The organism is Enterococcus sp. JM9B (assembly GCF_009933265.1).
Classification (GTDB): Bacteria; Bacillota; Bacilli; order Lactobacillales; family Enterococcaceae; genus Enterococcus_C; species Enterococcus_C songbeiensis.
On sequence record NZ_MAEK01000041.1, the window covers coordinates 32,148 to 57,959 of the forward strand.

At 40.5% G+C, this 25,812-nt stretch carries 22 protein-coding genes; 5 read left to right on the forward strand and 17 right to left on the reverse strand.

Annotated features, from left to right (window positions below; all coding sequences use genetic code 11):
* Positions 1-10: 10 nt before the first annotated feature.
* The 9 genes from BAU16_RS13750 to pcrA all read right to left on the reverse strand — a co-directional run bounded on the left by BAU16_RS13750 (position 11) and on the right by pcrA (position 11,562).
* A complete protein-coding gene (locus tag BAU16_RS13750; RefSeq protein ID WP_272927848.1) occupies positions 11-139 on the reverse strand; it encodes a hypothetical protein in 129 nt (42 codons plus the stop codon).
* Positions 140-386: 247 nt separating this feature from the next.
* Entirely contained in the window at positions 387-1,760 is a 1,374-nt protein-coding gene (gene rlmD / locus BAU16_RS12860) for a 23S rRNA (uracil(1939)-C(5))-methyltransferase RlmD (protein WP_048602959.1), read from the reverse strand.
* An 85-nt stretch (positions 1,761-1,845) separates the two neighbouring features.
* Positions 1,846-2,886, reverse strand: a complete 1,041-nt coding sequence (locus BAU16_RS12865; RefSeq protein WP_048602960.1) for a diacylglycerol kinase — start codon at positions 2,884-2,886, stop codon at positions 1,846-1,848.
* 11 nt (positions 2,887-2,897) lie between these two features.
* Positions 2,898-4,328, reverse strand: coding sequence for an Asp-tRNA(Asn)/Glu-tRNA(Gln) amidotransferase subunit GatB (gatB, locus tag BAU16_RS12870; protein WP_048602961.1), 1,431 nt, complete (start codon positions 4,326-4,328; stop codon positions 2,898-2,900).
* Positions 4,325-5,797, reverse strand: coding sequence for an Asp-tRNA(Asn)/Glu-tRNA(Gln) amidotransferase subunit GatA (gene gatA / locus BAU16_RS12875; RefSeq protein ID WP_137605449.1), 1,473 nt, complete (start codon positions 5,795-5,797; stop codon positions 4,325-4,327). Before gatA ends, gatB begins: the two co-directional genes overlap by 4 nt.
* The gene (gatC, locus tag BAU16_RS12880; RefSeq protein ID WP_048602963.1) at positions 5,797-6,102 is read right to left on the reverse strand and encodes an Asp-tRNA(Asn)/Glu-tRNA(Gln) amidotransferase subunit GatC; all 306 of its coding nucleotides are present in this window, start codon (positions 6,100-6,102) and stop codon (positions 5,797-5,799) included. Before gatC ends, gatA begins: the two co-directional genes overlap by 1 nt.
* A gap of 89 nt (positions 6,103-6,191) precedes the next feature.
* Entirely contained in the window at positions 6,192-7,289 is a 1,098-nt protein-coding gene (locus BAU16_RS12885; protein ID WP_161527225.1) for a CamS family sex pheromone protein, read from the reverse strand.
* Positions 7,279-9,312 carry an NAD-dependent DNA ligase LigA gene (ligA, locus tag BAU16_RS12890; protein ID WP_161527226.1) on the reverse strand — a complete coding sequence of 678 codons (2,034 nt, stop codon included), beginning with the start codon at positions 9,310-9,312 and terminating at the stop codon, positions 7,279-7,281. The genes BAU16_RS12885 and ligA overlap by 11 nt, the downstream gene beginning before the upstream one ends.
* Before the next feature lie 15 nt (positions 9,313-9,327).
* Positions 9,328-11,562 (reverse strand): DNA helicase PcrA, encoded by a 2,235-nt coding sequence (gene pcrA / locus BAU16_RS12895; protein WP_137605452.1) that lies wholly within the window; start codon positions 11,560-11,562, stop codon positions 9,328-9,330.
* 215 nt (positions 11,563-11,777) lie between these two features.
* Between pcrA and BAU16_RS12900 the strand changes: the two genes are divergently transcribed.
* Complete coding sequence (locus BAU16_RS12900; RefSeq protein WP_202621265.1) at positions 11,778-13,325, forward strand: ClC family H(+)/Cl(-) exchange transporter; 1,548 nt, start codon at positions 11,778-11,780, stop codon at positions 13,323-13,325.
* 40 nt (positions 13,326-13,365) lie between these two features.
* Here BAU16_RS12900 and BAU16_RS12905 read toward each other — a convergent pair whose 3' ends face one another.
* A complete protein-coding gene (locus BAU16_RS12905) occupies positions 13,366-14,835 on the reverse strand; it encodes an alpha-amylase (protein ID WP_161527228.1) in 1,470 nt (489 codons plus the stop codon).
* A gap of 231 nt (positions 14,836-15,066) precedes the next feature.
* Here BAU16_RS12905 and BAU16_RS12910 point away from each other — a divergent pair, with 231 nt between their 5' ends.
* From BAU16_RS12910 to BAU16_RS12920, 3 genes are all read left to right on the forward strand, one after another.
* Positions 15,067-15,822: a DeoR/GlpR family DNA-binding transcription regulator gene (locus BAU16_RS12910; RefSeq protein WP_048602969.1), complete on the forward strand. Its 756-nt coding sequence runs from the start codon at positions 15,067-15,069 to the stop codon at positions 15,820-15,822.
* Positions 15,819-16,733: a 1-phosphofructokinase gene (gene pfkB, locus BAU16_RS12915; RefSeq protein WP_048602970.1), complete on the forward strand. Its 915-nt coding sequence runs from the start codon at positions 15,819-15,821 to the stop codon at positions 16,731-16,733. The genes BAU16_RS12910 and pfkB overlap by 4 nt, the downstream gene beginning before the upstream one ends.
* Before the next feature lie 85 nt (positions 16,734-16,818).
* Positions 16,819-18,723 (forward strand): PTS fructose transporter subunit IIABC, encoded by a 1,905-nt coding sequence (locus BAU16_RS12920; RefSeq protein ID WP_161527229.1) that lies wholly within the window; start codon positions 16,819-16,821, stop codon positions 18,721-18,723.
* A 39-nt stretch (positions 18,724-18,762) separates the two neighbouring features.
* On the opposite strand, the gene BAU16_RS12925 is transcribed toward BAU16_RS12920, so the two are convergent.
* Together BAU16_RS12925 and BAU16_RS12930 are read right to left on the reverse strand one after the other, a co-directional pair.
* Positions 18,763-18,927: a hypothetical protein gene (locus tag BAU16_RS12925; RefSeq protein ID WP_156171195.1), complete on the reverse strand. Its 165-nt coding sequence runs from the start codon at positions 18,925-18,927 to the stop codon at positions 18,763-18,765.
* A gap of 4 nt (positions 18,928-18,931) precedes the next feature.
* Entirely contained in the window at positions 18,932-20,260 is a 1,329-nt protein-coding gene (locus BAU16_RS12930; RefSeq protein ID WP_161527230.1) for a hypothetical protein, read from the reverse strand.
* Positions 20,261-20,403: 143 nt separating this feature from the next.
* Between BAU16_RS12930 and BAU16_RS13620 the strand changes: the two genes are divergently transcribed.
* A complete protein-coding gene (locus BAU16_RS13620; RefSeq protein WP_171000818.1) occupies positions 20,404-20,568 on the forward strand; it encodes an SPJ_0845 family protein in 165 nt (54 codons plus the stop codon).
* On the opposite strand, the gene yihA is transcribed toward BAU16_RS13620, so the two are convergent.
* The 5 genes from yihA to BAU16_RS12955 form a co-directional block, all read right to left on the reverse strand.
* Positions 20,565-21,164, reverse strand: a complete 600-nt coding sequence (gene yihA, locus BAU16_RS12935; protein ID WP_048602973.1) for a ribosome biogenesis GTP-binding protein YihA/YsxC — start codon at positions 21,162-21,164, stop codon at positions 20,565-20,567. The two genes, BAU16_RS13620 and yihA, sit on opposite strands and share 4 nt — an antisense overlap.
* Before the next feature lie 71 nt (positions 21,165-21,235).
* Positions 21,236-22,477 carry an ATP-dependent Clp protease ATP-binding subunit ClpX gene (gene clpX, locus BAU16_RS12940; RefSeq protein ID WP_048602974.1) on the reverse strand — a complete coding sequence of 414 codons (1,242 nt, stop codon included), beginning with the start codon at positions 22,475-22,477 and terminating at the stop codon, positions 21,236-21,238.
* A gap of 242 nt (positions 22,478-22,719) precedes the next feature.
* Entirely contained in the window at positions 22,720-24,003 is a 1,284-nt protein-coding gene (gene tig, locus BAU16_RS12945; protein ID WP_137605459.1) for a trigger factor, read from the reverse strand.
* Positions 24,004-24,120: 117 nt separating this feature from the next.
* Positions 24,121-25,089, reverse strand: coding sequence for a hypothetical protein (locus tag BAU16_RS12950; RefSeq protein ID WP_137605460.1), 969 nt, complete (start codon positions 25,087-25,089; stop codon positions 24,121-24,123).
* 81 nt (positions 25,090-25,170) lie between these two features.
* Positions 25,171-25,812, reverse strand: coding sequence for an RDD family protein (locus tag BAU16_RS12955; RefSeq protein ID WP_371851514.1), 642 nt, complete (start codon positions 25,810-25,812; stop codon positions 25,171-25,173).

Sequence of the window (25,812 nt, forward strand, 5' to 3'; positions counted from 1 at the left end):
TTTTATACCTTTATTTATTGAAAATTTTAGGACCTTTTCGCATATTCTTGCGATCATTTTTCGGGGTATCCATCTGTTTGGATCTGCCGCCACCCTGTTTCTTCTTGATTAATTCTAACATTTTTTCTTTTGAATTCATTTGTTCCACCACCTTCACGGCTTATTACTCAACCGACGCTTCTCTTTTCATTTTCTATCAATGGAGTAGTTCCATTATCCACATCACAAAATCTCATGATAGCAGAATATAAAACACTTGGCAATAATGACTTTTAGATAGAGAGCCTCGTTGCGTAAACTCAAAATTTTCTTGAAGTTAGCACTCCTAAGTAAAGAAATCGAGAATTCAGATTAAGATCCAAACTCTCGAAAAGCTATCAATTCAATTACTTCTCCACTCGAGTAAGCAAACTTACTGACTCCACATGATATGTTTGTGGGAACAAATCAATTGGCTGAATCTTTTTAGTCTCATAGCCTTTTTCAGCAAAAAGTGCCAAATCACGAGCAAGAGTTGCCGGGTTGCAAGAAATATAAATAATTTTTTCTGGAGCTACATCACTGGCAGCTTCAATGAATTTTGGTTCTAGTCCTTTGCGGGGTGGATCAACGAAAATCACAGTAGGATTCACATCTTCTCGTGCCCACTGCTGCATAACTTTTTCTGCTTTTCCGACTAAATAGGTTGCATTGTCGATTCCATTTTTTTCAGCATTATATTTTGCATCGGCAACAGCACTTTCAATGGTTTCCATTCCGTAAACATGGGCTACTCGTTTGGCTACCGACAATCCGATAGTTCCGATACCTGAATAAGCATCGACTACAATATCATCCTTTTGCAGATCAGCAAAATCAATAGCTGTTTGATACAGCAATTCTGTTTGCTGGGTATTGACTTGGTAGAAGGATTTCGCTGAAATTCGGTACGTATTGCCTAAAAGTTGATCTTCAATGTAGGCTTGACCATACAAAACAACTTCCTTTTCTCCCATAATGACATTGGTTTTTTCTTCATTGATATTTTGGATGACAGAAACTACATCAGGAATTTCATCATGGATTACGGATGCAATTTCTTTTCCTTTAAAGAATTTCTCTTTTTTGGTCACCAAAACCACCATCATTTGATGGGAGTAATGTCCGCGACGAATAACGATGTGCCGTAAGAAACCTTCATGTGCTTCTTCATTATAGGCTTTTACGTTGAAGCGTTGCAAAATCTCACGAACAGTGATGATAGCAGCATCAATTGCTGGATCCTGAATATAGAAATCCTCAATAGGCACAAGATCATGACTATTTTTTCGGTAAAAACCTGTTTGTAGCTTGCCGTCAATTTTTTTGACAGGAATTTGTGCTTTGTTCCGATAATGGGAAGGTACCGCCATACCAATCGTATCCAAAACAGGAACATCCGGCAATTTTGCCACCCGTTGCAGAAGATTTTTCACTTGTTTTTGCTTGAATAAAAGCTGTTGTTCATAGCTTAGATGGCTTAAAGGTGCAATTCCAGTACGAAGTAATTCTTCATTGACAACTTCTTGACGATCTGGACTTTTTTCAAGCCATTCGCTGATTTTTCCAAAGCCAAATTTAGGTCCAACTTTTAAAATTTTGATGCGGACTTTTTCGCCAGGTAATGCATTTTCAATAAATACAGGATAGTGATCAAATTTAGCAATTCCCATACCTTCATGGGTCAAATCGATGATCTCCACCGTATGCTGTTCATTTTTTTTGATTGGGTAGTCTTTCATTATTTACTCCTAATTTTTGACTTTTGTGACCATGCAATAGAAAAACACTTTACTACGCTTTTCGTGCAAAGTAAAGTGCTTTAATTTACTTTTTTTCTTCAGCAACTTTGCCGTCGCCATCAATATCCTCATCCGTCAGCCGTTCTACCTCTTTGATAAATCCTTTGCTGACTTCTTCGTAATCCTCTTCCTCAGTACCAACTAGCGCATCATCTGGTATTTCATCAATATTGGCAAACATTTCAATATGCTGATGGAGATTTTCGAAGGTCATCGGTGCATCACCACCGTATTCCCCGTCTAAGTTGATCATTAACCGTCCTTCCGAAGTTGGTGCTTCAACTACCAGCTTCGACGTTTTCGTATAGATCAGCCGTTTGTCATTGACGTGCTTGCCACCATTTAACATTAGTGCCACTAAATGAACGATTTCAAAAATATTGGCAGTTTTCACAATAATCAAAGAGAATTTTCCGTCATCTAAGGTAGCATCAGGAACGATTTGCTCGAAGCCGCCAACTGAATTGGTTAATCCTAAGAAAAACATTGAGGCGTTTCCATCATATTCTCCATCGTCATATTTGAGGTGCATCTTGATTGGTTTAACTCGCGGCAGCAACTCTGCTCCCTTAACAAGATAAGCCAAATAACCAAAGGTACTCTTCAATTCAGAAGGTACATCATAGGTCAATTCTGTCAGATGTCCCCCCGCAGCGATGTTAATGAAATAATTATCTGTCGTTTTTCCGATGTCCATTTTGATTGTCTGATTTTTCAAAATCACTTCGGCGGCATCACGAATATTATCTCTTGGAATTTTCAATGCTCGAGCATAATCATTCGTTGTTCCAGCTGGGATAATTGCCATTTTTGGACGATTCGCCAAAGGTGCGATACCATTTACGACCTCATTGATCGTGCCGTCTCCTCCAGCTGCCACCACAAGATCAAAGCCAGCCTCTCCCGAACGTTTTGCTTCAAACATTGCGGAATTTGGTTCCGGTGTAGTGGCAAACGCGCTGGCTTCATAGCCAGCACGTTCCAATACATCTAAAATGTCTGCAAGATTTCTTTTAAGGGTTTCTTTTCCTGAAGTTGGATTATAGATTACTCTAGCTTTTTTCATGATTGCCCCTCTTACCGTTTTGCTAATTCTTCTTGCAACAGTTTATTTACAACTGCCGGATTTGCCTTTCCTTTCGTGGCTTTCATAAGCTGCCCTACTAAGAAACCAACGGCACGATCTTTCCCGTTTTTGAAGTCTTCAATTGATTGTTGGTTTTTATCTAAAATTTCATTGATGATCGGTAAAAGCTGTGCAGGATCTGACAATTGGATCAATCCTTTTGCTTCCACCACTTCTTTGGCACTGCCACCGTTAGTAATTAATTCACGGAAAACTTTTTTCGCAATTTTTGAACTGATGGTACCGTCTGCAATCAATTGGATCATCCCCGCCAAATTGCTTGGTGTCAATTTCGTTTCAGCCAACTCAAGCTTTTCACTATTTAGATAAGCAGAAACTTCACCCATCAACCAGTTGGAGGCTTGCTTGGCATCTGCGCCATCTTTCAATGTTTCTTCAAAGAAATCCGACATTTCTTTTGATAGAGTCAGTACTTTTGCATCGTATTCTGGCAAACCAAGTTCATTGACATAACGTACTCTGCGAGCAGCTGGTAATTCAGGCAAGGTTGCCTTTACTCGAGCAATCCACTCATCATCAATAACGAATCGCGGAATATCAGGTTCTGGGAAGTAACGATAATCACTTGACCCTTCTTTCACACGCATCAAAAGTGTTTTATTGGTAGTTTCGTCAAAACGGCGGGTTTCTTGCTGAATTTCTCCACCAGATAACAGAACCTTTGCCTGCCGTACTTCTTCAAATGCTAATCCTTTTTTTACAAAGCTCATGGAGTTCAGATTTTTTAATTCAGTTTTTGTTCCAAACTCTTCTTGCCCATAAGGACGTAAAGAAATATTCGCATCACAGCGCATGGAGCCTTCTTCCATCTTCACATCGGAAACTTCCGTAAACTGGATGATGGAACGTAAGGCTTCCAAATAGGCATAAGCTTCTTCTGGTGAACGCATATCTGCTTCAGAAACGATTTCGATCAACGGTGTTCCCTGACGGTTCAAATCAACATAAGAGTAACCGCCGATACCATGCATATTTTTTCCGGCATCTTCTTCTAAATGGACTCGTTCAATTCGAATTTTTTTCTTCTTGCCTTCAACCTCAATTTCAATCCATCCATCATGCCCAATAGGTTGATCGAATTGTGAAATTTGATATGCTTTGGGATTGTCAGGGTAAAAATAATTCTTTCGGTCAAAATGCGTGTCTCTTGAAATTTCGCAGTTTAACGCAAGGGCAGCTTTCATTCCAAATTCTACTGCGGCTTTGTTCATAACCGGTAGCACACCTGGATATCCCCAGTCGATTACATTGGTATTGCTGTTTGGTTCTGCTCCAAAATGAGCGGGTGCCGGTGAAAAGATTTTAGAGTTGGTTTTTAATTCTACGTGGACTTCTAATCCAATGACTGTTTCAAAATTCATTCCGCATTTCCCCCTAAAATCGCTGGTTTTTTCTTGTGAAATTCTGTTGCTTGTTCAAAGGCATAGGCTGCTTTGTACATCGTTGCTTCATCAAAGTGCTTGCCGATGATTTGTAATCCTACAGGTAAGCCCTCCGAGAAACCTGCTGGAACTGACATTCCAGGAAGTCCTGCTAAGTTTACAGGAATCGTCAAAATATCACTCATATACATAGTGATTGGATCGTTGATGTTTTCACCGATTCCAAAAGCTACAGTCGGTGATGCTGGACCAATAATCAAGTCGTAATCTGCAAAAACTTTTTCAAAGTCCTGTTTGATCATTGTCCGAACTTGACCGGCTTTTTTGAAGTAGGCATCATAATAGCCAGCACTTAATGAGAAAGTCCCCAACATAATCCGACGTTTTACTTCGGTACCAAACCCTTCACTACGAGAATTTACATAAACATCTTCCAAATTTTTGACATTTTCAGATCGGAAGCCATAACGGATTCCATCAAAACGTTGCAGATTTGAACTTGCTTCTGATGAAGCAATAATGTAGTAGACAGCTACGCCATATTTTGAATGAGGCAAGCTGACCTCTTCCACTGTTGCCCCTAATTCTTTAAAGGTTTCTGCAGCTTTCAAAATTGCTTCCTTCACGCCGGGTTGAACCCCTTCGCCTAAATATTCTTTTGGCAAAGCAATTTTCATTCCTTTGATTTCTCCCGTCAATCCTTCAGTAAAATCAGGAACAGAAATACCGGAAGATGTACCGTCCTTTTCATCAAAACCACTGATGGCATTTAGTGCCAAGGCATTGTCTTTGACGGTACGGGTCATTGGTCCGATTTGATCCAATGAGGAAGCAAAAGCAATCAAGCCAAAACGAGACACACGGCCATAAGTCGGCTTCATGCCCACGATTCCATTGAATGAAGCTGGCTGACGAATCGAACCACCTGTGTCACTCCCTAATGAAACTGGAATTTGACCGGCCGCAACAGCTGCAGCCGAACCACCTGAAGAACCGCCAGGAACTTTAGAATGATCCCATGCATTTTTTGTTTTCTTGAAATAAGAGGTCTCAGTACTGCCCCCCATCGCAAATTCATCCATATTCAATTTACCAACTGGAATCATATCTGCTTGATACAATTTATCCATGACAGTTGCATCATAGATTGGTTCAAAATTTGACAGGATTTTTGAAGCTGCTGTCGTCAGAATATCTTTTGTAACAATATTATCTTTGATCCCAATAGGAATTCCTGCCAATACGTTGTCTTCTGAAATTCCTTTTTCATCAATCGCTTTTGCTTGGGCCATAGCTTTTTCTTCTACTGTGGTGATGAACGCATCGATTTCCGGTTCTGTTTCTTTGATCCGATCAAAAATTGCTTTAGTCAAATCCACTGAAGTGATTTCTTTTGAAACAAGCAATGCGTGTAATTCCTCTAAAGTTTTGTCATATAGTTTTTCCATTATGCACCAGCCTCCCCATTTTCGATGATTGCCGGTACTTTAATAAAGCCATCTTCTGATTCTGGAACATTTTTTAATAATTCATCACGATTCCAACCGGCTTGCGCGCGATCTGGTCGCATAACATTCACTGTTTCAACAACATTTGAAGTGAACGGCACTCCTTGTGTGTCTACCTCATCGAGTAATTCCACCATATCGATGATTTTTCCTAATTGCGTTGTGAATTCATGTCGCTCAGCATCTGAAAAAGATAACTTTGCTAATTTTGCTACATGTTTGACTTGTTCTTCACTAATCGCCATTGTACCCCTTCTTTCTAAAAATCTTCGTACAACTCTTTTTTTGATTTTCCTTACTTATAATGAAATACTTCACGCAATTTTGCAAGTAACTAATTAAAAACATAGGAAATTACTTCTTTTTCCCCTACTTTTTTTGCTATAAAGGCTTGCGGACCGTCGATGGAATTGATTTGAACCTCGATTGTCCCGGAAGTCCCCTCAAAAATTGATTCGATTTGTTTTCCAATAAATTGGGTAAAACTGGTAATCTCAGTTTTACTATAATATTTTGAATAGATGCTCATTGTTACTGCTTGCACCTGATCTTCGACATAATAAGCACTACCGGTTACTCCCGCTAATTCTGGGAAGAAACCTTGTATGGCATCACGAAAGCTGGTAAATTTCGTATTCAAACCATCTTGTGTCGCATTGTTTTTCTCTCCAGAAGCCACTGGTAAAGTGACGTGCGCTTCAGTGACCCTATCAAACTGATCAATGGTCGTCCCGCCATCCTTGCTCACAGCAGAATAAATATAATTTCCGCCTCGAATGTCTTCTCTAGCTGCTTGTTCAAACAGTCCAACCATAATCGGCACTTTTTCCAGACCTGAAATTTTCCGCACACGGGTCAGTACAGCATTGACAGTTTTACGAGCATTTGCCATGATTTCATCCCGAGAGATTTCAACTGCTTCATCTCCCGAATAATCCACCGAATTAAATGCAAAGCCTAAACTGATTCCTCCCAAGGTTTTGCCGTCTTCCTTAATGAAATCTTGTTCCATCAACTGCTGAAAGATAATCGGCTTTTTTTCATCTTTGGGATTAAGCCCATCCGGATTATCATCACTTGCCCGATCCAACCAAGAACGAAGGGTCTCCTCATCAATTTTTTGTCCTTCTTGGAAATAATACGAATCCACCGGAAAGGTTTCATGAGAAAGCCGTAACAACCCATCTTCAAAATTCTGCTGGTTGTAGCCGCCGGTCATTTTCTCTGCATTTAACTTGCGGGCAGCACTGGTTTGGTATTGTCCGTCTTTCATCAATGCCTGGTAAGCGGAATTATCCACCCGACCAGTAGTGATACTTCCCCCACTGGTCTTCTCGCCTTCATTTACATTGGAAATCCCATTTTCTAAATTTCCACAGGCACTTAAGAAAAATATGGTCGCACCCAACAGAAGTATTTTTTTAGTTTTCATCTTCATGACTCCCTTCGATTGCTGCGACCATTTCTGCTTCATTCCAAACAGTGACGCCAAGAGTTTGCGCCTTGACTAATTTACTTCCTGCCTCTTCACCGGCAACGACAATATCGGTTTTCTTCGAAACACTACCAGTGACTTTTCCCCCTAGGTTTTCGATTCGCTCTTTTGCTTCTTCTCGCGTAAAATGCGTTAATTTTCCAGTTAAAACAACTGTTTTATCCTTAAAAGGAGACTCTATTTTTTCAAGCTCCCTGATAGTTTTTCCCTGATAGGCAAAATTGACACCAGCTTCGGCCAATTCACGAAGAAGTTCATGGACCTCCTCATTAGCAAAATAAGTCACCAAACTATCTGCGATGATCTCTCCGATTGCATCAAGCTGAATGATTTCTTCTTTTTTCGCCTCAGCAACCTGCCATAAATTACCAAAATATTCAGCTAGAATTTTCGCAGCTTTGCTGCCGACATGGCGGATTCCCAAACCAAACAGCAAACGTTCCACTGAATTTTCTTTACTCTGTGCGATAGCGGTCAATAAATTATTGGCTGATTTTTCTTTTATCTTATCTAAGGTGAGCAGTTGTTCCTCCGTTAACGAATACAAATCAGCGACATCTTTAACCAGTCCACGATCGTACATTTGAGCTAAAACCCGTGGACCTAACCCATCAATGTTCATAGCATTTCGCGAAACAAAATGACTCAAGCCTTCTTTGATTTGCGCAGGACATTTTGGATTAATACACCGCAAAGCAACTTCTTCGTCCAAATGAACCAATTCACTATTGCAAATTGGGCAATGGGTCGGAATCTGATAAGGCTGGCTATCCGCTGGACGTTCGTCGATCAAAACTTGTGCCACTTCAGGAATAATATCCCCAGCTTTATAAATCACTACTCTATCCTGTAAACGGATATCCTTCATCTTGATGTAATCAACATTGTGCAACGAGGCACGACTAACTGTTGTTCCAGCCACACGAACTGGGGTCATTACCGCAGTTGGCGTTACAACACCGGTACGGCCGACCGTCCATTCGATCGTTTCAATTGTTGTTTGAGCTTCTTCAGGAGGAAATTTGTAAGCCGTTGCCCAACGAGGCGCTTTTACAGTAAAGCCAAGTTGATCCTGCTGATTGAAATCGTTGACCTTGATAACAACGCCATCAATTTCATAAGGCAGGTCTAATCGTTTTTCATGGTATTCTTCAATGTATGCCCAGATTTCTTCTACATTTTTGCATAGACGTTTTTCCGGATTGGTACGAAAACCGATCCGCGCTAATTCATTTAGCGCATCAAATTGGGTTTGTGCTTCCAATGGACCAAAATCAGCTACCGTATACAAAAAAGTGTTAAGGTTACGTTTTGCCGTAATTTTAGTATCTAGCTGCCGTAAACTTCCGGCAGCGGCATTTCTCGGATTCGCAAAAACATCCAACCCAGCTTCTTCCCTTTGTTCATTTAGCGAAACAAAAGATTTTTTCGGCATATAGCATTCGCCGCGAACCTCAACAGATATCGGTTCTTGTAAACGCAAAGGAATCGATTTGACGGTTTTCAGGTTCTCCGTGATATTTTCTCCTACGGTGCCGTCTCCTCGAGTCGCTCCTCGAACGAAGATTCCTTCTTCGTAACGCAACGAAATAGAAAGTCCATCGATTTTCAATTCACACACGTAAGAGACTTGTTCTCCCAGCGCCTTCTTTACCCGTTCGTCAAAAGCAATAATCTCTTCTTTGCTGAATACATCACTCAAACTGTAAAGAGGACGATCATGGACTGCTTTTTCAAAGCCTTGAAGCACTTGTCCACCGACTCGCTGTGTGGGCGAGTCAGCAGTAACGAGCTGTGGATATTGCGCTTCAATCGCCGCCAATTCATGGTACAGCCGATCATAGATATAATCTTCTACTGTCGGTTGATCTTGAACATAATACTCATAGGCGTAGCGATTCAACTGCTCTCTGATTTTTTCTGCCTTTTCGGAAATCTTATTTATTTCTGGTTGGCTCATATCAGCTGTCCTTTCTTATAATTTCTCGATTGGGGCAAAAGCCGCCAATAATTTTTTAACACCTTGTTCAGGAAAAGCAACATCTAACTCTACATCTTTGGCTGTACCGTTTGTACGAACCACCGTGCCGATTCCCCATTTCTTATGTTTCACTTTATCGCCGGCTTTCCAATCAGCGGAATCTCCACCAGTTTCTTGACGGCTGGATACAACCCGCTGTGTTGGCTGTACATAAGCAGGTTTGAAGACTTTAGGATCAAAAGTTCGCACAGGTTTTTGATGAATACTGCCCGTTCGGCTTCCCTTATTAGCCAGTAATTCTCCTTCAATCTCTTCGATAAAACGAGACGGACGATTATACTGCGTTCGCCCATATAAAGTTCGAGAAAAAGCATTTGTCAAATATAATTCTTCTTCGGCTCGAGTGATCCCGACATAAGCCAATCGTCGTTCTTCTTCTAATTCTGCTTCTTCCAGCAAGGCACGGGAAAGAGGAAAGACGCCTTCTTCCATCCCTACTAAAAAGACAACTGAAAACTCCAAGCCTTTTGCTGCATGCAGGGTCATCAAAGTGACTTGGCTGGCTTCTTCTTCGTAGCTATCAACATCCGATAACAGCGCCAAATCATTAAGGAAGATTGTTAATTTATCTTCAGCTTCCATTTCTTCTCGTTCAAAACGTTTATCAAATTCCTGCGTCACTGAAAGAAACTCTTCTAAGTTTTCTAAACGGGTTTGTGCCTCTAACGTATTTTGTCGTTTCAATTCATCTTCATAGCCGGATTTAGTCAAAACTTCGGCGGTTAATTCTGTCACTGACAGAAAAGGAACCATCTTCGAAAAATCTGCGATCATTTCCCCGAAATCGCCTAATTCCCGACCAGCCTTTCCAGAAATATTAGCTAACTGGACATTTTCAGTAGCCTCTAGTAATGAAAATTCATGAAGTGCAGCAAAATCCCGTAATTTTTCAATAGAGCCCGGTCCGACACCACGTTTGGGTACATTGACGATTCGTTCAAAACTGATTGAGTCTTTGGGATTGGCAATCACTTGCAAATAAGCCAAAATATCTCTAATTTCTTTGCGGTCGTAGAATTTGTGCCCGCCAACCATTTTATAAGGGATATTGGCTTTTAAGAAAGTTTCTTCCACGACACGTGATTGCGCATTGGTTCGATAAAGTACTGCGAAATCGCCGTATTTTCGTTGATTGTCACTAATCTGACGCAAAATCTCTGAAACGATAAATTGTCCCTCGTCCCGTTCATTGTCTCCACGATAATAGGTGATTTTTTCTCCGTCGTTGTTTTCCGTCCACAGTTGCTTTTCTTTCCGGTTGCGATTATTTTGAATCACTTGGTTTGCCGCAGCCAAAATCGTTTTGGTGGAACGATAATTTTGTTCTAATAAAATAACAGATGCATCTGGATAATCTTTTTCAAAATCCAAAATATTCTGCATATCGGCTCCCCGCCAACCATAGATACTTTGATCTGCATCACCAACAACACACAAATTGCGGAAACGAGCTGCAAGCATATTGACCAATGTATACTGCGCATGGTTCGTGTCTTGGTATTCATCGACGTGGATATAATGAAATTTAGACTGGTAATAGGTCAACGAATCTGGATGCTCATTGAAGAGACGAATTGTATTCATAATCAGATCATCAAAATCCATACACTGATTGGTTCGCAATTCTTTTTGATACAGGTGATAACAACGAGCAACGATTTGTTCAAAAAAGCTGCCTTGTAATGCTTCTACATCGTCAGGCGTCTGCAAAGCATTTTTTGCATTGGAGATTGCGCCTAAAATTGATCGGGCATCGTATTTCTTTGGATCAATATTCAATTCTTTTAGCACTCGTTTCATCAATGTCAATTGTTCTGATGAATCGATGATTGTAAAATTTCGCGAGTAACCGATGAAATCGACATCCCGGCGCAAAATACGCACACACATGGAGTGGAAAGTCGAAACCCAGACATCTGCTCCTTCTGCACCCAGCAGATTTCCAACGCGTTCCTTCATTTCTTTTGCTGCTTTATTTGTAAAGGTGATTGCTAAAATATTCCAAGGATTAACTTCCTTTTCTTCAATTAAATAAGCAATTCGATGGGTCAATACGCGGGTTTTTCCGCTACCGGCTCCGGCCATCAATAATAATGGTCCTTCTGTTTGCTGCACGGCTTCTTTTTGTTTGGGATTCATCCCTTGTAGCAAGTTTTTCCTGGATGACATAACGAAACATCCTTTCCATTTCAATCCTCCCAATTATAGCATTTTCCCTCTTGTCATAAAACGGCTAATAGGAAAACTTTTTTAAATTTCAATAAAACCCCAACTATTCTTCTAAGAAACAATGAAAATCATTTTTATTTTTTTTGAATCTCCTTTTTTCTTCGGATTACCCTTGTCAGCACAATAAAAACAAGCTACATTAAATAAGGAAATGAGTGAAAAAAATGAGTAAAATAAACTATTTAGATGAAACACGAATAAAATATATTGGAAAAGGGGTTTTAGTGGGTGCTTGTGCCGGCTTCATTGTTAGTCTCTTTCGGTTGTTTATTGCAACCTTGAGCACTTGGGTGACTGATGCGTACCTTTTTTTTCATGAGGAACCGTTGTGGCTGATTCCTTGGATACTACTTTCATCTATCATTGCTGTTTTTGTCGGTCTACTGGTAAAAAGTGAACCGGACATCAAAGGTAGCGGGATTCCCCAAGTCGAGGGTCAGCTACGGGATGAAATCCACGTTCCCTGGTTCCCCGCTTTATGGAAAAAATTTATCGGCGGTGTGCTTTCTGTCGGCATGGGATTGTTTTTAGGGCGTGAAGGACCATCAATCCAACTGGGTGCCAGTGTCGGACAAGGTTTTGCCAAAAAATGGCAGGCAGAAAATTCTGAGACAAAAGTTCTGATTTCCAGTGGTGCCAGCGCAGGACTTGCCGCCGCCTTCAACGCACCGATTGCTGGATTGCTTTTTGTCGTAGAAGAAGTACATCATAATTTTTCGCCTCTTGTTTGGTTGACTTCTTTCGCCTCAGCCATTACTGCAAATTTTGTTTCATTAACAATTTTTGGTTTGCAGCCGGTTCTTCATTTAGGCGCAATCGAATCCTTGCCCTTGCGGTATTATTGGTTGTTAATTCTTTTAGGTATTTTTTTAGGACTCTTAGGGCGCTTCTATCAGCTTGTATTATTATCATTGTCAAAATGGTTTCATAAATTACCACTTCCAGAGTACCTTCATGGCTTGATTCCTTTTTTGCTGGTGATCCCGATTGGTTGGTTCTTTCCTGATAGTTTGGGCGGTGGAAATCAAATCGTGATTCAGTTAGGACAAACTTCGCCGACCTTACTAATTATGCTGGGACTTTTCTTGCTACGTTTTGTTTTCTCAATGATTTCCTACGGCTCATCTTTACCGGGAGGAATCTTTTTGCCTATTTTGACATTAGGTGCTGTTTTAGGTAGTTTGTTCGGCACGGCAGCAGTTCTTTGGTTTCACATTGATCCGATTTTTGTTAAGAATTTTATCATCGTGGCAATGGCCGGCTACTTTGCAGCAATCGGCAAGGCACCACTAACAGCAATCGTCTTAGTGACAGAAATGGTCGGCTCGTTAGTTCACTTGATGCCGTTGGGAGTTGTTGCACTGGTTGCGTATGTCGTGGTGGATTTATTAGGCGGCAATCCAATCTATGAATCACTATTAGAACGATTGGTGCAAACTAAACCTTCTGATATTCAAGGAAAAAAACTTGTACTTGAATGGCCGATTACCGTTGAAAGCTCTTTGGATGGACTGATGATTCGTGACTTTAATTGGCCGGCAAATATGCTGCTGATTTCGATTCGACGGGGAGATCACGAACTACTGACTCACGGGGATACCATTATGAAGTTAGGAGACACATTGCGGATTCTGACTGACGATACCAATGTTGCAGAAGTTCGGCAAACGATTCAACAACGTTCAGCAAAGACATTGATCTAAAAAAAGAACCTTCCCGGCAACTAAATCGGGAAGGTTCTTTTTAATTATAGCCAAAATCAGCAGCAATTTCTTCGTTTAGATAAACAGAAATGGAACCATCCTTCACAGGAAAAACCCCTTTGCCGTTTTCATCGAGGACAACCTTTTCTTGCTGATTGCTCAACACGTCCACGAAAGTTTTTCCTGCATGGATACCGCTGATGGTCATTTCTTTTTCACCACCAGACCCATTCGTCATGAGTACGGCAAATCCTGAATGCTCATGCTCAAAATCTCCTGTCATCACCCAACCAATCCGATCGGGGTCATCAAAATAATCCACTTGGTTACCAAACGCTAATTGTTGTCGGATTGCTATCAAGGTCTCAAGATCTTGACCGACAGGATTAATTTTTTGTGTTGGAATTCCATAAAGATCGCCCCAAAAAACGGTTGGAATTCCTGCCTTGCGCAATAAAATCAAGGCATAAGCATGTACCTTGAACCAGCCATCAATCCACGACTCCAAACTCTGCCCCTTTTGCGTATCATGGTTATCAACAAAAGTCACTGCATAATCTGGACGAGAAGCAATCAAGGTATTCGCAAAAATTTCCCGCATGTCAAAACTTCCCATCGACGAACTGGCACGATAAAAATTAAAATGCAAAGGAACGTCAAAAAGTGCAATCAAATTACCGGAAGCATCAATATACTCCTCCAATTTAGTTACTTCATCCGCCCAATATTCCCCGACAACAAACAAGGAATCTTTTTTTTCTTTTCGCCGCTGCAACAACCAATCCACAAAAAAATCAAATTGGATATGTTTGACTGCATCTAAACGGAAACCATTGACATTTGTTTCTTCCAAATACCATTTTCCCCATTTATTTAATTGCTCTGCCGTCTCAGGATTCTCCATATCCAGATCACAGCCCATCAAATAGTCAAAATTCCCTTTTTCCCTATCGACCTCTTCGTCCCAACCTTTATCAGCAAAATTAAAAATCGCATGATTAGATCGTCGAGCATCATAGTCTACTCCAGAAAAGTTTTTCCAAGTCCAAGAATACGTATTGTATTTTCCTTGGCGACCAGGAAAAGTGAATTTGGTCCAAGCTTCAATTTCTTCTTCTCCGCTGATTGCTTGGTTACGATTATCCCAATTGTATTCTACCGCCGAGACTCGCTCTATCTCGTCTGCTCCCATAAAATGATTGAACACTATATCCCCATATACCGCGATTCCTTGATTTTGCAAGGCTTGAATCGCTGCTAAATATTCTGCTTTCGTTCCATACTTCGTAGCAACGCTTCCTTTTTGATCAAACTCCCCTAAATCATACAGATCATACGTGCCGTATCCCACATCTTCTGATCCGGCAGCACCTTTAGAAGCTGGCGGCAGCCAAACGGCGGTGATCCCTAACTGTTGCAACGCTGCGGCTTTCTCTTTTATCGTTTGCCAATGAGTGCCGTCAGCAGGCAATTCCCATTGAAACGCTTGTAAGATTAATTGATTGTTCATCATCTATCCTCCTAATCCCGTGACTGTTATTGCACTTTTTTAGCAAATGGTCCTTCTTCCATTAAGCCAAGAAGCAGAAAAAAAGTCAAAAGAAATCCGTATGATTGCTTCTCTGCTCGTTTATGGCGGATTCGTAGGGATCTATGTGACCGCTTTTGGAATAATTTGATTGTTTTTGATTGAATAAATAAAAAGAATATGCTAGGATAAAAAACGAAGAGGTGAATGCAAATGCTTACAGAGGAACGCCAACAAAAAATTCTCTCCCTATTAGAAGAAAAAAACATCGTCAAACTTCATGAACTGACTAATGCTCTTGGGGCCTCCGAGTCGACGATTCGCCGTGATCTTCAAGAATTGGAAGATCAACAACTCTTGACCCGCATCCACGGCGGTGCTAAAAAGATTCAACGTCTCGGTGTTGAACCAACGATGCTGGAAAAAACCCAGAAAAACGCAACAGAAAAAAAAGCAATCGCACAACAAGCAGTGAATCAGCTTCATAAAAATGAAGTCATCTATTTAGATGCCGGATCCACCACCTACGAAATGATCCCACTATTGCCGACTCATTTTGATCTTAAAGTTGTGACTAATTCTGTCAAACATGCTGCTCTACTGATTGATCGACAAATAGCAACGATTATTATCGGTGGAACGATAAAACTTTCAACAAATGCTGCGATGGGGTCTACCAGCGCACAGCAGTTAAAACAATACCGTTTTAACAAAACGTTTTTAGGGATGAACGGTGTGGAAGATCACTGCGGACTTACTACCCCTGATCCAGAAGAAGCTGCTTTGAAACGATTAGCAATTGAGAATAGTGAACAAACGTTTGTTTTGATTGATCACTCAAAATTTCAGCAAATCACTTTTACGCAGGTAGCACCTTTAGACAGCAGCATCACGCTGATTACCGATCACGTTCCTGATGGCTATCGTTCCCTTTATCCCGAAACTACTATTATGGAGGTCAAACAATGATTTACACCGTTACTCTTAATCCATCCATCGACTTTATCGTTCACGTCGACCATTTTCAAGCGGACGCTCTGAATCGCATGACAAAAGATCTCAAGCTTCCCGGTGGAAAAGGACTGAATGTCTCCCGAATTTTAAAACGCTTAGGCCAAGATTCAGTCGCTACCGGCTTTTTAGGGGGATTTACCGGCCGCTTTATTCATGACTGGCTGACTGAAGAAGGTATCACTCAACAATTTACTTCAGTCAAAAACGATACCCGAATCAATATCAAACTCAAATCAGATACTGAAACGGAAATCAACGGGTTAGGACCAGACATTTCTTCACAAGAAATCGAGCAGTTGAAAAAAAACTTAGAAAAAGCTGGTAAAGGAGATATCGTCATTCTTTCCGGCAGCAAACCAGCAAATCTTCCTGAAGGTTTCTACAACGAGTTGGTTACCCTTGTTAAACGCAACGGGGCTGACTTTATCATTGATACGACTGGCAAAGACCTTTTACAGTCTTTGGAGCAGCACCCACTATTAGTGAAACCAAATAACCACGAGCTAGCGGAACTTTACCAAACCAGCTTCACAACAATCGCAGACATCTTGCCTTTTGGAAAAAAACTTTTAGATGACGGAGCGCAACATGCCATTATTTCAATGGCTGGTGACGGCGCCTTGCTGTTTACACAAGATGGAATCTATCAGTCCAACGTATTAAAACGTCCAGTAAAAAATTCAGTAGGTGCCGGTGATTCGATGATTGCTGGTTTTATCGGTGAATATGCCAAAACACAAGATGCCCTTTCCGCTTTCAAATGGGGAGTTGCTTGTGGCAGTGCCACTGCTTTTTCCGATGATTTGGCAACAAAAGAATTCATTGACAGTTTATTACCCGAAGTCAAGATTACACCTATTGACTAAGAGTAAGAGCAATTGATTATTTTTAACAAAGAGAAATACCCAATGACGAACGATGCCGTTTTGTATTAAAAAGAGGAGGAGAAAAATGAACATCAAGGATTTATTGATTAAAGATGCAATGATCATGGATTTGCAAGCAACTGACAAACAAGGTGCCATTGATGAAATGGTTCAAAAAATGTTTGATACTGGTCGTATTTCAGATATTGCTACCTACAAAGAAGGCATTTTGGCACGTGAAGCCCAAACTTCAACAGGTTTAGGTGACGGAATCGCTATGCCCCATGCAAAAAATGCGGCTGTAAAAGAAGCAACTGTTCTTTTTGCAAAAAGTAACAAAGGATTGGATTACGAAGCGTTGGACGGACAACCAACCTATCTTTTCTTTATGATCGCTGCTCCAGAAGGCGCAAATGATACTCACCTGCAAGCCTTAGCACAATTAGCACGACTGTTGGTGGATCCAGAATTTGTCGACCGTTTAAAGAAAGCCGAAACACCTGATGATGTCCAAAAACTTTTTCAAGAGGCGGAGGCGGATAAAGAAGCCGAAGAAAAAGCCGAAACAGCAGAAACAACTGAAAAAGAAGATCAACCCTATATCGTGGCAGTCACTGCTTGTCCAACCGGCATCGCCCACACCTATATGGCAGAGGATGCTTTAAAGAAAAAAGCCAAAGAAATGGGCGTGGCTATCAAAGTTGAAACAAACGGATCGGAAGGAATCAAGCATCGACTAACTGATGAAGATATTGCTCGTGCCAAAGGAGTCATTGTTGCCGCCGATAAAAAAGTGGAGATGAATCGGTTTGATGGCAAACCTTTAGTCAATCGCCCTGTAAGTGACGGCATCCGTAAACCAGAAGAATTAATCAATGAAGCCCTCAGGGGAAAGGCACCTTTATTTCATGGAGATGGGCAAGCAGCCGCCGATTCTCACCAAGCAGATGGAACTGTTGGGCAACGAATCTATAAAGATTTGATGAATGGTGTTTCGCATATGTTACCTTTCGTAATCGGTGGTGGGATTGCAATCGCCCTCTCCTTCCTGATTGATCAATCCTTAGGTGTGCCACAAGCCAATTTAGCTGATTTAGGAAATTACAATGAAGTTGCCAGTTGGTTCAATCAAATCGGCAGTGCCGCTTTTGGTTTCATGTTACCGGTTCTTGCTGGATTTATCGCTTCCAGTATTGCTGATCGACCAGGATTAGTCGTTGGTTTTGCAGCCGGTGCGCTGGCAAATACCGGAGGTGCCGGATTTTTAGGTGCACTTGTTGGCGGCTTTTTGGCCGGCTACGTTGTCTTATTTTTACGAAAGATTTTCAAAGGATTACCAAAATCGTTAGATGGAATCAAAACAATCCTTTTCTATCCGGTGTTTGGCTTGATCATCACTGGTCTGATGATGTTGGTCATCAATATTCCTATGAAAATCATTAATGATGGCTTGAACAGCTTCTTAACGGGCATGAGTGGAACCAATGCAGCATTGTTAGGTGCTTTGCTGGCCGGAATGATGGCGACCGACCTTGGCGGACCGATCAATAAAGCCGCTTATGTTTTCGGTACAGCTACCTTGGCCAGTACCGTAGCCGACGGCGGAAGTGTTGTCATGGCAGCGGTCATGGCTGGCGGAATGGTACCTCCATTAGCAATTTTTGTGGCTACTCGTCTTTTTAAAAATAAGTTTACCCAAGACCAACTGGATGCTGGCTTAACCAATATCGTGATGGGCCTCTCCTTTGTAACAGAAGGTTCAATTCCTTTTGCAGCATCTGACCCATTGCGGGCAATTCCAAGTTTTGTTGCCGGTTCAGCGGTAACAGGAGCATTAGTAGGTGCTTTAGGAATTAAATTATTAGCTCCTCACGGTGGAATTTTCGTGGTATTCTTACTAAGCAATCCGCTGCTTTATCTTTTATTTATTCTGATTGGATCACTTATTTCCGGTGTGATCTTTGGACTTTTGAAGAAAAAAATTAATTAACTTTAACGCCCCGTATCCTCCAGCGATACGGGGCGTTACTCATTCTTTTTTCACTTCTCTTTCAAGATAATAACAAAGTGCCAAACCATCGACAAAAGAAACAAGGCCAATCGGAATTTTCAAAGCAAAGTCAGGCAGTAAAAATAAGAAAAATGCGAGTACTGCAATCGGCAGCATCACTTTTAAAAATAATTTATCATCCATTCAATCAGCCTCCTAGTCCTCTTGTTTCCAGTTGTTCAAAGGTCGAATAATTCATGAAAACAACACGTAAATGGTTTTTCCCTTTCTTTAAATCAAAGAAGGATTTTCCTTTTCGCTGTCTTAAACGACTAAAGCGAATATCCGTCATGGTTTCCTTCAATTTTTTGAAGGGGATTTTTTTTAAATAGTCGTCCGGAATATAAATCGTCAAAATCGCCTTGAATTCAGGATAATTTTCATCACAAACATTGATTTCCAAATAGTTGCGAATATAATACATGTACGCCGAAAATCCTTCATCAATGGCATATTCAGGATTTAACACAAGATAATTCATCATCTTCATTCCTTGTTCATCTACCCAGGGAAAATAAGCTCGTGCATTTAGTTCGCCCTTCACTCGTTTTTCCTGATAATGACGGCGAACGATGTCATACGTCCGTGTAACAAAATGGGAAGCTTTTTTCTTTTCGATTGGCTGCAAGCGATCATTTTGGTATTGCACAGTTTGAATCATATTGCCATTAAATGCGTATTCTACAAATGGTTCTCGAAAAATTCCCACGCCATTGTCCCATGCCAATTGATCAATCCCAATTTGATCACGAAACAACCGTTGATAGTTCGCATTTGCCGACTCATCCCAACGAAAAGGATCTTTGTATAATTCAATAATTACCAGCTCATCGATTTGCTGTACCCGTTCCACCTGCTGAATATCGGCAAATAAAGGCAGAGGAATGATTTGGTGGTAGCTAGTATGAAAATAGAGCCGCCAACACGAAGTCAGCCAGAATCCACGATAATTCACATCGTACCCAGAAAACTGATTGCAGTCTACAATCACTTCTCCACGAAAATTTTTCCTTTTTGGCAACTCATCTACTTCTTCTTGTGTCTCAAAAAGTAATCGCTGTTCAATCTTTTCTGTATTGTGATAGAGATATTCATCATAGGAGCGAATCGACGCAAACAATCCCTTTTGGTGAGCCTGCGTTTCTACGTAATTGAGAAATAATTCTCGTTTTTCTTCAAAAATCTTCCTTTGAATAATGTGCTTTTCTAATAACTCTCCTTCAAACAAATAAAAGGTGGACTCATTCGTCCCATTTCCAACAATGATCGAAAAATCTTCATGAGTGCCTAATTGCTCAATAGTTTCTCGGCAACGAATCAGGGAAAATTGGGTATAGGATTCCTCTGCGATTTTCATATAGATTGGTTCATACAATAAACGAATCAGAACAAACCAATCCTGCGTGTGCCGCTGAATCATTTTTTTGGATAAAGAACGATATTGAATCGTCGCCATCACACGTTCGGTTTTTTGCATTTTCCCCCTCTCCTTTCGTTTTTTAATCATTTGCTAATCTAATTATAACGAAAACGCAAAAGAAAAAAAAGAAATAGGTTCTAGCAAAAGCAATGAAAAAAGAAGCATTTCGTGCTAAACTAGACCTAGCGGAGGTGGCAATCATGGGCTTAAAATTTCAACGTGAAGATTCATTGGATAAAATGTTTGAAGAATTCGCCATTTTACCCGATCAAAAAGAAAAAGTAGTGGAAGAAAATAAAGCAATTGAACGTTTTCTAAAACCAGAAAAAAAGACAAAAGACAAAAAAAACGACCAAGACGATTAAACGTGTTGGTCGTTTTTGATTGCTTCTTCAATAGCCTGCCAAGCAGTTTCTTTTCCTTCTTTTGTCACAGAAGAGAAAATAATAAACTGATCTCTTGGATTAAAATTCAATGCCTTTTTGATCATTGATTCATGTTTGTTCCATTTTCCCCGGGGAATTTTGTCTGCTTTGGTGGCGACAACGATGATCGGTATATGATAATAGCTCAAAAATTGATACATCTGAATATCTTCTTGACTAGGGGCATGACGCATATCAACTAAGGAGACGACCGCTTTTAGTTGCTCCCGCTGAGTGATATATGTTTCAATCATTTTTCCCCACTTTGCCCGTTCGGTTTTTGAAACTTTTGCATAACCATATCCTGGGACATCGACAAAATACAAACTTTCTTCAATTAAATAAAAATTCAACGTCTGGGTTTTTCCGGGTTTGGATGAGGTTCGTGCCAAATTCCGCCGATCAATCAACGTATTGATGAAAGAAGATTTCCCCACATTGGAGCGACCTGCCAAGGCAATTTCCGGCAGTTGGCTTTCAGGATATTGTTTCGGTGCAACTGCACTGATCACGATTTCGGCTGAGTGAACTTTCATGTTTTTACTCCTTTCAAACGAATGACAAACAGAGAGCCGGGACGAGAATTTCGTCGACCGGCTTTCTTTTGTTATCCTGCTTTTTTCTCTGTGTAGACGATTTCTGGTTGGCCCTGTCCTTTGGCTGCCAGTTCAGTGATAATCACCTTTTCAATCCCTGTTTCAGATGGAATATCAAACATCACATCCATCATGATATCTTCAATGATCGAACGCAAGCCTCGAGCGCCGGTATTTCGTTCGATGGCTTTGTCAGCAATCGCTTTTAGCGCTGTCGGTTCAAATTCTAACTTTGTTTCATCTAGTGCCAGCAATTTTTTATATTGCTTAACTAAAGCATTTTTAGGTTCGGTCAAAATACGAACCAAATCTTCATTGGTTAATTTATCCAATGCTGCCATTACCGGCAAACGTCCGATAAATTCAGGAATCAACCCAAATTTCAGTAAATCTTCCGGAATGATGTGTTGCATCACACTTTCATTTTCACCGATTTTCCGATTGTTGGTACCAAAACCGATTGTTTTTTCACCCATTCGATTTTTTACAATGGTTTCGATGCCATCAAAGGCGCCACCTACGATAAACAAAATATTTGTCGTATCGATTTGGATCATTTCTTGATGGGGATGTTTGCGTCCGCCTTGCGGAGGCACACTCGCTTCGGTACCTTCTAAAATTTTCAGTAACGCTTGCTGTACGCCTTCACCGGAAACATCCCGAGTGATCGATACATTTTCACTTTTACGGGCAATTTTATCAATTTCATCAATATAGATGATGCCTTTTTCAGCGCGATCAACATTGTAATCGGCTGCCTGTAATAGTTTTAGCAAGATATTTTCAACGTCTTCCCCAACGTAGCCTGCTTCAGTCAAACTTGTCGCATCAGCGATCGCAAAAGGCACGTTCAAGGTTTTTGCTAAAGTTTGCGCTAAAAAGGTCTTTCCAGAACCAGTTGGGCCAATTAGACAAATATTGCTCTTTTGCAATTCTACTTCGTCTTCTGACGTTACTTCTGCATTTACCCGTTTGTAATGGTTATAAACCGCCACCGCCAATGCTCTTTTCGCACGGTCTTGTCCGATGACATAATCATTTAAAATACTTAAGATCTCTTGAGGTTTCGGCACTTCCGTAAATTCACGGACCGCTTCTTCATATAATTCCTCATCAATGATCTCCTTGCACAAATCAATACACTCGTTACAAATGTAGACGCCGGGACCAGCTACGATCTTTTTGACTTCTTCTTGTGTTTTACCGCAAAAAGAACAGCGTACTGTTTCACTACCGTTAGAATTGTCGTACATGGTTTTCACCTCTTGAATTTTCCAAGCTCGTTAACGAGTGGAATAAGATACAGACTTTTTCAGTCTTTTATAATCATAACATAATTTAAAAAAAAGAAAAAGTTCTTTCGATTGGATTCATCGATAGATGGGGGATTTTGCATTTTCTTAGAACTTTTTACTCTTTTTTAAGGAAGAAAAAGAAAGCATCGAGGCTATCGATACTTTCTTTCAATCAAACTCTTCCTAAGAAAGATGGAAGATTATTTTTCTACAGCTGTTCCCGTTACAAGTTCAACTGCTTGTTTCATCGTAATGTCATGTTTCAACATATCTTCTGTTAAAACATTTTTGATTTGGTCCTCTGGCATGTTGTATGCTTCAGAAAGTTCTTTGATTTCTTTTGCTACATCTTCTGCAGACGCTTCTAGATTTTCTTCTTTAGCGATTGCTTCGATAACTAGATTTGTTTTAACGCGCATTTCTGCTTCGCCTTCAAATTGTTTATGCAAATCTTCTTCTGTTGAACCAGTTAATTGGTAATACATTTCTGCTGAGATTCCTTGACGTTGCATGTTGTTTAGGAATTCGTCCATTGAACGGTGAACTTCGTCATGAACCATTACATGTGGTAAGTCAAGAATTTCTGCGTTTTCAACTGCTTGACGAATTGCAGCTTCATCTTTTGCATCTTCTGCTGCTTTTTCTTTTGTTTCAGCTAGTTCTTTGCGGTATTTTTCTTTCAATTCATCAAGTGAGTTAACTTCTTCGTCGATGTCTTTGGCAAAATCATCGTCTAATTCAGGAAGTTCTTTTGCTTTGACTTCATGAACAGTCACTTTAAAGACTGCTTCTTTACCAGCTAAATCTTCTGCTTGGTAATCTTCTGGGAAAGTCACAGTTACATCTAAATTATCGCCAGCTTTGTGTCCGACTAATTGTTCTTCAAACCCAGGAATAAATGAACCTGATCCAAGTTCTAAGGAATGGTTTTCACCTTTTCCGCCTTCAAAGGCTTCATCATTCACAAAACCTTCAAAGTCAATAACAACTGTGTCGCCGTTTTCAGCTGCTTCGTCTTCTTTAATTACTAAATCTGCTTGTTGTTCTTGTTCCCGTTTGATGCGTGCGTCAACATCGTCTTCAGAAACTTCACGGTCTTGTTTTTCAACCGTCAGATTTTTGTATTCGCCTAGTTTTACCTCAGGTTTAACTGTAACTTCTGCTTTGATTGTCCAGTCTTCCCCTTTGTTCATGCTTTCAACATCGATTTTTGGTTGTGAAACAGGATCAATGCCAGCTTCTGCAACAGCAGCTTCATACGCTTCTGGTAAAACAGCGTTCAATGCATCTTCAAACAATGCTTCTTCGCCATAGATACGATTAAATACTTGGCGTGATACTTTTCCTTTACGGAATCCAGGGACATTTAAGTTGCCCTTCACTTTATTGAAAGCTTGATTCAGCCCTTTTTGAATTTCTTCTTGTGCAATCGAAAATGTCAATACACCATCATTGGTGCCTGTTTTTTCCCATTTTGCAGTCATGTATTTCCCTCCGAATGTTTTAATAATTTTACATATGAAATAACTTCATGCATACTTTTCAATAGTACACTAACCCTTTTGAAATGTAAATATTTAGGGTTGAAACTTTCTTGTTTTCTAGCGATTTTTCTCGATTAATTGTTGAAAAAATTCCCGAAATCGGGTTTTTTCCTGCTGGATTTCCTGATAACGCATTAATTCGCGATTGGCGTCCTCATTTCCAAACATGGCTGCGTATTCCAAAACATAACTTTCCGCCCATGCTTCTGGTTGAAGCTCCTGGGGAGGAAAAGGAAAAGCCAGCGCAAAATGCGCCTGAATCTCTGCTACTATCGCTGCTGATAGGGCAGGATCATCTTGGCCCGTTGTTTCTTCCACATGTCGAATCATTTGTTGCAAGCTTTCTGCCTTTTCCGGCAGCGTCAGCAAGTTGGGTTGAAATTCCTGCAAGGTGCCTTCCAAGCTTTTGACAACAAAAATCTTATTACACTCCAGCTTCACCAACTCCTCAGCTAAGCGAGGCCGCACAAAAGGATTCGTTGCGATTGGTAAAAATTCCTTTATTAGCGAAAGAAATGATAAATAGGTCACGTTTTGAGTAAACACATCCCAGTCATTCTTTGAAATCGGACCGATTGCTTGATCGAATTCCCGTAGCAATCTGCGCTTTTGCGGAACAGATTCAGGGTCCACCAGTTGCTGGATATTTTCTAACTGCTGCAATTGCTGAAAAAGCTCCTCTATCAGTATGTTGTCTATTTTTTTCGCTTTTTTTCCTATTAACAAATATTCTCTTGCCTTCAAAAATCGCCGACTCAAAAGCAGTGTTTGCGTATATAAACGAAAGCCAGTCCTGTGAGAGAAATATTCTTCATACCAATCTTCCGCGATTCGCAGTACTTTGTCGAAGTCTTCCAGTTTAACTAATGCTTTTGTCCAAAGCAAATGATTATCAAAATTCGGTGCAAGCTGGTACGCCTTTTCAAAAGCCGCTGCCGCTCCAAGATACTCTGCCTTCTCCATTAGCTGCTGGCCTTGCCACAAAAGTCTTTGGTATTCATCTGGAAATTTTACCGTATCTCCCATTATGGATAGCTCCTTTAAAATAAGTTTGGAACAGCTGTTGTTGCTCAAGCCGTTCCAAGAATGGATATAAGTAGCACTAAATTATACGTGGATTTCTTTATTGAAAGCCTTAATCATGTTTAAGGTTACCACTGCCGTACCGGAAAAGTAATCCCCCAAATGTTGTTTTTTCCTCGAAAATGCTGCCGGTAGATAACCCAAAATGAAGGGAAATGATTTGAGAATAAATCGGCAAGCTCCCTCGCGAACAAGCACTGTCGCCCAGCTCAATTCCTCTTGATCCAAACTAACAACACGAATTCCAAAAACCATTTTTCCAATTGTTTGGCCTTTGTTCAATTTGGTCAGTAAAATAAAATAGACAAGATAAATAGCCAGGCTCAGCAAAGCATAAACACTTAGAAAACCGCTATCAGGTGTTTGTCCTCTCAAACGATAGAACAAGCCAATCGTACTCGAAGTAATTGCCTGAATACATAGGATGTCTAATAAAAAAGCAAAGAAGCGAATCCAAAAACCGGCATAAAAATACGCTGGAAAATGATTGAAGCGATAGTTTTCTTTGGTTTCTTCAAATCGTCGCCAATTTTTTTGACGGTCAGTAATTTCTTCTTGCGTAAAAGGTTCATCCGTCGAAGGTTGATAATAAATTTCCGGTCCGACTTGTGGTCCACTAGCATGCTGCTTGCTGTCATTTTTCTCAGTAACTGTCGCTTCAGGTAT